At 55.3% G+C, this 6,943-nt stretch carries 5 protein-coding genes and 2 pseudogenes; 4 read left to right on the forward strand and 3 right to left on the reverse strand.

The annotated features are described in order from the left end of the window. Positions 1-459: pseudogene (locus tag PGX04_RS24070) on the reverse strand (transposase domain-containing protein); the annotation flags it as partial. A gap of 138 nt (positions 460-597) precedes the next feature. Continuing rightward, the gene (locus PGX04_RS24075) at positions 598-2,082 is read right to left on the reverse strand and encodes a sodium:solute symporter family protein (RefSeq protein ID WP_273740824.1); all 1,485 of its coding nucleotides are present in this window, start codon (positions 2,080-2,082) and stop codon (positions 598-600) included. A 1,000-nt stretch (positions 2,083-3,082) separates the two neighbouring features. Between PGX04_RS24075 and PGX04_RS24080 the strand changes: the two are divergent. Both PGX04_RS24080 and PGX04_RS24085 read left to right on the forward strand, forming a co-directional pair. Next, positions 3,083-3,508 (forward strand): annotated as a pseudogene (locus PGX04_RS24080) (transposase domain-containing protein); the annotation flags it as partial. A 406-nt stretch (positions 3,509-3,914) separates the two neighbouring features. After that, entirely contained in the window at positions 3,915-4,067 is a 153-nt protein-coding gene (locus tag PGX04_RS24085; protein WP_273740825.1) for a helix-turn-helix domain-containing protein, read from the forward strand. Positions 4,068-4,102: 35 nt separating this feature from the next. Here PGX04_RS24085 and PGX04_RS24090 read toward each other — a convergent pair whose 3' ends face one another. After that, on the reverse strand, positions 4,103-4,267 hold the full coding sequence (locus PGX04_RS24090; protein WP_273740826.1) for a hypothetical protein: 165 nt from the start codon (positions 4,265-4,267) through the stop codon (positions 4,103-4,105). 536 nt (positions 4,268-4,803) lie between these two features. On the opposite strand from PGX04_RS24090, the gene PGX04_RS24095 reads away from it, so the two are divergent. Both PGX04_RS24095 and PGX04_RS24100 read left to right on the forward strand, forming a co-directional pair. Continuing rightward, entirely contained in the window at positions 4,804-6,351 is a 1,548-nt protein-coding gene (locus tag PGX04_RS24095; protein ID WP_273740827.1) for a class I adenylate-forming enzyme family protein, read from the forward strand. A 196-nt stretch (positions 6,352-6,547) separates the two neighbouring features. Next, a complete protein-coding gene (locus PGX04_RS24100; RefSeq protein ID WP_273740828.1) occupies positions 6,548-6,889 on the forward strand; it encodes a hypothetical protein in 342 nt (113 codons plus the stop codon). Positions 6,890-6,943 lie beyond the last annotated feature (54 nt).

Genomic DNA, 6,943 nt, shown 5'->3' on the forward strand with positions numbered 1-6,943 from the left:
GCCTCGCCGGCCCCCTCCCATTACTTGTCCATCTCAGCTCATGCCCATAACTTCCGTCACTCATTATGATGCCGTGTTTCTCGCGCAGTTCCGCAACGAACGAACTCGCTATCACTTTTGTTCTGGCGGTTCGAGCTGTGTGTGGAGTAATTCATTCGATTTAGGATCGTCCGTAGCGTACAGCCAGTACTGCTCGCCGTTGAGTCGGACCACAGTTTCGTCAACCGCGACGTGATCTGGACTGTGACCAGAATCTGACTGTAAATCGGCTTTATGAATGGTCGATCGAGTCCGTTCAACACCGGATATCTCGAGAACATGAATAGTATTCGAAAGCGAGAATCCAGCAAGATGGAGTTGAATACTGGGATTCATCAACTGCCGCGGTGTTGCTTCTTGCTCCACAAAATCCAAGTCAAACTGGCCGAGACTAGGACTGAGGCGTGCGTTTTCGGACATAGAACACTTTGAAAACGTCACGTCTTACTCCTTCAACCTTATCTGAACACCACCACATCACCTGTTCGATGCCGTCCGTTCTATTGACCTCGGTGTCCAGAAGCACTCGACCGATGATAGTCCTCGTGCACCGGAAGTTCAACCGTCAGTGAACAGCCGGTCGTAGGCCCTGGTTCGATCTTCCGGTGGCTTCGGCGTCATCAGTGTAACGGCGACTATCGTAATGAGCTGAACGATAAGCACCGGCATGAACTGGAGGAAGCCGAATGTGTATGCCTCTGGGATGACGCCTAATTCGAACGCCCAATGTCCGAGAAATCCGATCACCAAGCCGGTACCGGAGGCGTACTTGTTCATTCGCTCCGAATAGATCGCGCCGATAATGGGGAAGAACATCAATGCGTATCCAGTAAATGTGAATATCGTTGTATCGATCACCGATTCGCGAGTGAGTTGAGCCCCGATGTACGCCATAAGCAAAAGCAGCAGGATGAACCCGCGTGTAATGAGAACCTCGGCACGTTCGGTTGCAAGGTTAGTAAACGGACGGAGGATATCCTCAGTAAACATCGTTCCAAGTGTAAGCGATTGACCGTCGAGCGTCGACATCATCGCAGCGAGAATACCTGCGAGTGCTAACCCAACCACCCAGGCAGGGAAGTTCTGTTGAATGAGCATCGGTAACACGAAGTCCGGAGTCGAGAGGTTAGGGAGTTGCCCTAGCCCCCAGAATCCGATCAACACGGCAGGGACCCACGCCAATATAATGATGATCGGATACACGATCGCCGTTCGATTCAACTGCTTCACTGACCTACCTGTCATATATCTAATAAATAAATGGGGGAGTATAAATGTTTCAATCGAGACAAGGATACCGATCGAGAAGTATTCCCTTGTTTGGAGAGGGGCGATATCGGACCGGTTGACCATCTCGGGAGTTATCTGTAATGTCGCGTCGGTCGCTACTTTGAACCCGCCAAGCCGCAATGGGATAAGGACGAAAAAGGCGAGAAGAACGACCAGGAGAACCGCCCCTTGAAAGGCGTTCGTCCATCCAGTACCCCGCATCCCACCGCTGTAAACGTACATGAAGACGATAGCGACGATGATCAGCCCACCTGCCCAGTACGGGATAACGCCATCGGTCAGCGCTTCGAAAACGATACCGGCACCTTGTACGCCGACCAAGAGATATGGAACTGTCCAAAACGTGAACAGGACGGTCACAAGGACACCAAGATATCTCGATTTCCAGCGGTGATTAAGCAGTTGCGCCGGCGTAATGTGACCAAACTCCTTCCCGGCGAGCCAGATACGACGTCCGGCGGTTACTAGCAATACGGAGAAGATGAACGGAAAGAGACCTACGAAATATCCGAATGCATTGGGTCCAATGTTGTATGAAAGCCCCGGTGCACCGATCATCGTCACAGCAGACATATTTGTGGCGAACAACGCGGCTATCAGTACGAGAGTACCGAAAGACCGACTCGCCATGAGATAGTCCTCGCGCGAATTGCCGGTCTGTTGTGCAGCGTACCAGCCGACACCCAGTACAATAACAAGATAGATCGCGACAATGGCCAAGATCAACACGACGTTGGGTGAAAGTGCAGCCATGAGCTATGTTTCCGTGGTAGATGGGGACTCGGATGTCGTCGATTCTTCCGTCTGGTCGGTCGAACCATACTCGTCGGGAGTAGCAGAAACAACTGTTGTTATCCAGTAAACGATGACGGAACCGACGAGAAGAAAGGAAATGTCGTACGCGAGTTGGACGGGTAACCATCCGAACAGCAAGCCAGCATCCATGAGTCCGAGTAGCTCAGACTGATGCAGTATCACCATCAGTATCACGACCGCTAGTACTGTGGCACGATCCGCTGAGCGTGGGAACCAGACACTGTCTCCAAGTGGCATGGGAATGCGGTACAATTGTCCGGGATAAAAACCTATTGATGATTGTATGAGATGCCCCAGTGCTTCAGGAAGAGGCGTATTAGCACTCGGGGACCGTTTAGGGATTTGTCTTCAGCTTCGTTCGCTACTACGTTTGCTCCTAGCCGGTAGACATCAGTGGACGGTTGCGGTCGATGGCCGATCTGAGTAGGGCCTCTCGGTACGCTGGACTCCGGTGAAGTGCTATGCTACATGGAATGGTTTGTCGGATCAATGCTGTCGAAGCGGTCGAAACAGGAGACAGGAAGATGGCCTCCAGAATCTCTCGTTGTATCGCTATTGATATCGCGATTCCGATTCCGACGTCGGTTAGCGGCTCAGTACGACTAGGTGATCAGATCCCTTCGCGATGGCGCCTAGAACGTCCGTGACTCGACGAGAGTGTGGAGGATGTGGTGGATATCACACTCCGAGTCAGGGGTGTCCTGGTCATCGCTGGGTGCATCAAGATGATTATCGATAACTAGGCCACAGTCCTCGCAGACAGTTTCGACCGCTTTGGTGGTGACTGGCACTGTACAGAGTAGCGTTTGAAGGAACGAGGCGGTGGAATTCGTGGTGGATATGCCCGAATTCGACCTCAGTATCCAGCTCCTCTACGGGCACTGTCTAGTTGAGTCAGTTTGAGAAGTGAGCAGGTAGTTGAGTTTCTTGTCCAAAGATGATCGCAGACCTGCTCAGCGAGAGCTATGCAGCGGATTTAGAAGAATCTTGGGAGAACGAGCGGACGGCGAACGCCCTAACGGGCGTCGCCGTCCGCATCCACGAAACTGGTTGTTCGATCAGAGAGACAACAACGTCCTTAGCGGAATTAGTCGTTGAACGTTCTCACGGAGCGGTTTGGAACGGGGTGCATCGGCTGGCTGACAGCGGCTTCGACCCGCCTGAGGCGCAGCCGAAGCGGGTCGCAGTTGACGAGACTACTGTCAAGATCAATGATGAGTGGTCTTTGTATGCTACAATAGACACCGAGACGACGTTGATTCTTGACGTCGCGTTATTTGATCGGCATGGCACCGATCCGGCGGCTGCGTTTCTGCATCGACTGCGTGAGAAACACGATCTCGCGGAGGCGGAGTTTCTCGTCGGTCATCAATCCCATTTCCGCGTGGTATCTCATGCCCGGCTTGTCAGTCCCTAACACAGTGCGTTCGCTGTCACGAAACACAGAGAATTCCCCTCCTATATATTACTGAGAACATTGGATTACACCCGTACTGGTGTAAAAAACATCTTCCCTTCTTATATATAAGGTCCTACATGAATGTCTGTATCCTGTTTTTACATGCGTGTGGATGTGAATATCTCACCCCACACCAGATAGGATACTGCCAACGATGTGATCGAGTTGCGTTTCTCGACAGCGAACAGATGCTGTTCGTTCCTCTACAATATTCACTCGAAGGCTTGGAAATCACTTCTGTAGCGCAATAGTGTAGAAGATGTATGAAAAACCGGGTACCGATGGATGATATATCTAATTTGACGAAACATTGTTCGCTGTCATCGAATCACTGAAACGGACGAATGGATCAGGTGTGACCGAATTCGCGGATCAGTTTGACTTGACGAAGAGTACGGTCCATAGGCACCTCGTGAGTCTCGAGGCGGTCGACGATATCGAGCTCCGTCTCGTGTACGGATAGGTATCGGTTGCGTCTCTGTACGGAAAGGGAGTCGATCAGCTGACGATGCCCGGACGGACCACGAAGAACAACAGTCTGGCGAAGACGTACGGCGTTTCGATGAACAGCGGGACGATACGGTCCGCGGCGTATCCGGTGACCGAACAGTAAACCGCGATACCGGCGGGAACAATAGTTCCGATCGCGCTCGCGACCGCCAACGCTCCGACGCTGACGGAGACGAGGCCCAGGGCGACGATCCGTGCTCGATCCGGGTGAGCACGACGGGTATCGTCCGCTTCGAGACGCGATGATCGTGCTGATAGTCCAGCGTATCGAGCAACACGCTGATGGTCGCAAGCAGCGAGAACATGATGTGATAGATCGCGACGACTGCCGGGGTAACCGCGCCGGTTTGCGTGGCGTACCCGCTGCTCATCGTGAGGATGATCCCCAGCGGATAGTCGACGGTCGCAGTGACGGGGTTGGTATCCAGTTGCGGCGCGTGGAGGAGTCCCAACACAACGAGCGGAACCGTGAGGACGACCGCCTCGAGCCTGTAAACCGCGCACTCGAGCTGAGCGGTGAGCGATGAGTGAGTCACGTCCGGTGCTCTGGTTGCGGGGAATAGCAGCCGTGGTATTCGAACCTGTCCGCACGCGCGTTCGCCTCCGGAACTGCTGGCCGATCGGGCACTCTCCGAACCCTAATTATTATTGTCTTCGGTATCTCCTCACATACATAGGCCGATGGACCCATGAAGCTCATTGATACGTTCGAGCGAACCGTTCGCTGTCACTCGTCGAAGACGGCACTCATCACTGACGACGGACGATCGATGACGTACGGGAAGCTGGACGATCGGACGACGCGATTGGCGAACGCATTGAACGAGCGAGCGCCCGACGGACGACTTGCGACGCTGGCGCTCAACGGAGCGACGGCGATCGAAGCGATGATCGCGAGCGAGAAACGCGGGCTGGCGAACATCCAGTTGCCGTTCCGCGAAAGTCCCGGGGCCCTCGCGTCCATGCTCGAACCGGCGGACGCGATGGTGCTCCTGTTCGACGACGCGAACGCCGAGAAAGCACACTCGGTACTCGAGCGGACGGGGATCGAGACGGCGATCCACGCGGGCGAGCAGTCGATCGACCGAGACGATGTCGAATCGTACGATGTGATCCTCTCGGACGCGTCGACCGCGACGGTGGATCCGCACCCGGATTTCGAGCACGGGATCTTCTATACGAGCGGGACGACGAGTACGCCGAAATCGGTACTCTTCGACCAGGAACAGCTCTGGTACGGCAGCACGCAGGTCGTCATGGAGATGGGAATCGACGAAACGGATACGGCGCTCGTCACGACGCCTTGGTATCACATGGTAACGTCCGATGCCTGGATTCTCCCGCACCTTCAAGTCGGGGCGACGATGGTCATCCAGCCCGATTTCGACCCGGACGAGTCCCTTCGCCTCATTCAGGAATATGACGTGACGGGGATGCTCGCAGTCCCGACGCAGTTACACGCGCTTGCGGACACGCAAGCGGCCGAAGGATACGATGTCGAGTCCCTCTCCTACATTCGGACCGGCGGATCGATCGTCACAGAGCAACTCGTCGAAAAGACGTCCGAACAGCTGACTGAGGGAGTGTACAACACATACGGCTTGACCGAAGGTGGGCCGAACGTGACATTCGCACATCCGTCGCTACAGGGAGACCACACCGGAACGATTGGGAACGAGTCGTTCATGTGTGACGTCCGGGTCGTGGAGGCCGCCGAACCCGACGAGGATCCCGATCCGTCGGCAACCATCGATCCCGGTGAGACGGGGGAACTACTCGTCCGCAATCCGGGCATGTGCAACGGCTATCTGGATCGTCCCGAAGCGAGCGAGCAGTTGTTGGTCGACGGCTGGCTCCGAACGGGAGATTGCGCCGAACTCGATGAGGACGGCTACCTCTACATCGTCGGACGCGTCGACAATATGATTGTCAGCGGTGGCGAGAACGTCTATCCGGAAGAGGTCGAGGAAGTGGTCGAGATGCACGACTTGGTCGACGAGGCGGTCGTTGTCGGTTTCGAGGACGAACACTGGGGGCACCAGATCGCTTGTGTGGTTTACGCGAACGGGTCGACCGAGTTTGACGTCGACGAACTCGATCGATTCTGTCGGGAGCACGACCAACTCGCGAACTTCAAGCGGCCCCGCGAGTACGAGCGGACGGCCGAGCCGCTCCCCCGGACCGATACCGGGACCATCGAGCGGGAAACGGTCTTCAACGACTTATTCGAGGAGTGAGACGAGGACAGTATTCGAACCAATTCGGCGCGATATTGTATAAACTCCCTCATATTGACGGTCTCCTGAGGAATACTATCGTCCTGACGGATGTCCGATGGATCGGAACGGGACGATAGGTGTTCTCTGCTCGGTGACCGAGATCAACGGCGACGTCGACCTCGCACTGTTGTCTGATCCGTAGCGGTCATTCCGGATGCGATCAAGGGGTGATGTGATCGAGGAGTGTGCCGAGGCAGGTATCGGCGGTACGGTCATCTTTGCCAGCGGCTTCGCCGAAGCGGGCGAGGACGTCCGGCAGTTACAGGAATACCTCGTCGACGCCGCGACAGCGGGCGACGTCTATCTCCTCGGACCGAACACAAGCGGGTTCTTGGTCCCGGAAGCGGATCTCTACGCGACATTCGCGACGGACGTCAAGACGATTCCCGCGGGAGCGGATTCGCCCGGTGGATTCGAGGCGAGGGCGACGGTACAGGTACAGACACCGCGAGAAACGAGACGGGAGATGCTGCGTTCGACCGGTGTTACTCGTTGAGTTGGCTTTTCTCGACGTCGACGTCCTCGAAGGCGACGTCGCGTTCGGTCACGT

This window comes from Natrinema soli (assembly GCF_028618695.1).

Coding starts and splice junctions, on each gene's coding strand:
- PGX04_RS24075 (WP_273740824.1), bottom strand. CDS start 2,082: ATGGCTGCACTTTCACCCAACGTCGTGTTGATCTTGGCCATTGTCGCG.
- PGX04_RS24095 (WP_273740827.1), top strand. CDS start 4,804: ATGAAGCTCATTGATACGTTCGAGCGAACCGTTCGCTGTCACTCGTCG.
- PGX04_RS24100 (WP_273740828.1), top strand. CDS start 6,548: ATGCGATCAAGGGGTGATGTGATCGAGGAGTGTGCCGAGGCAGGTATC.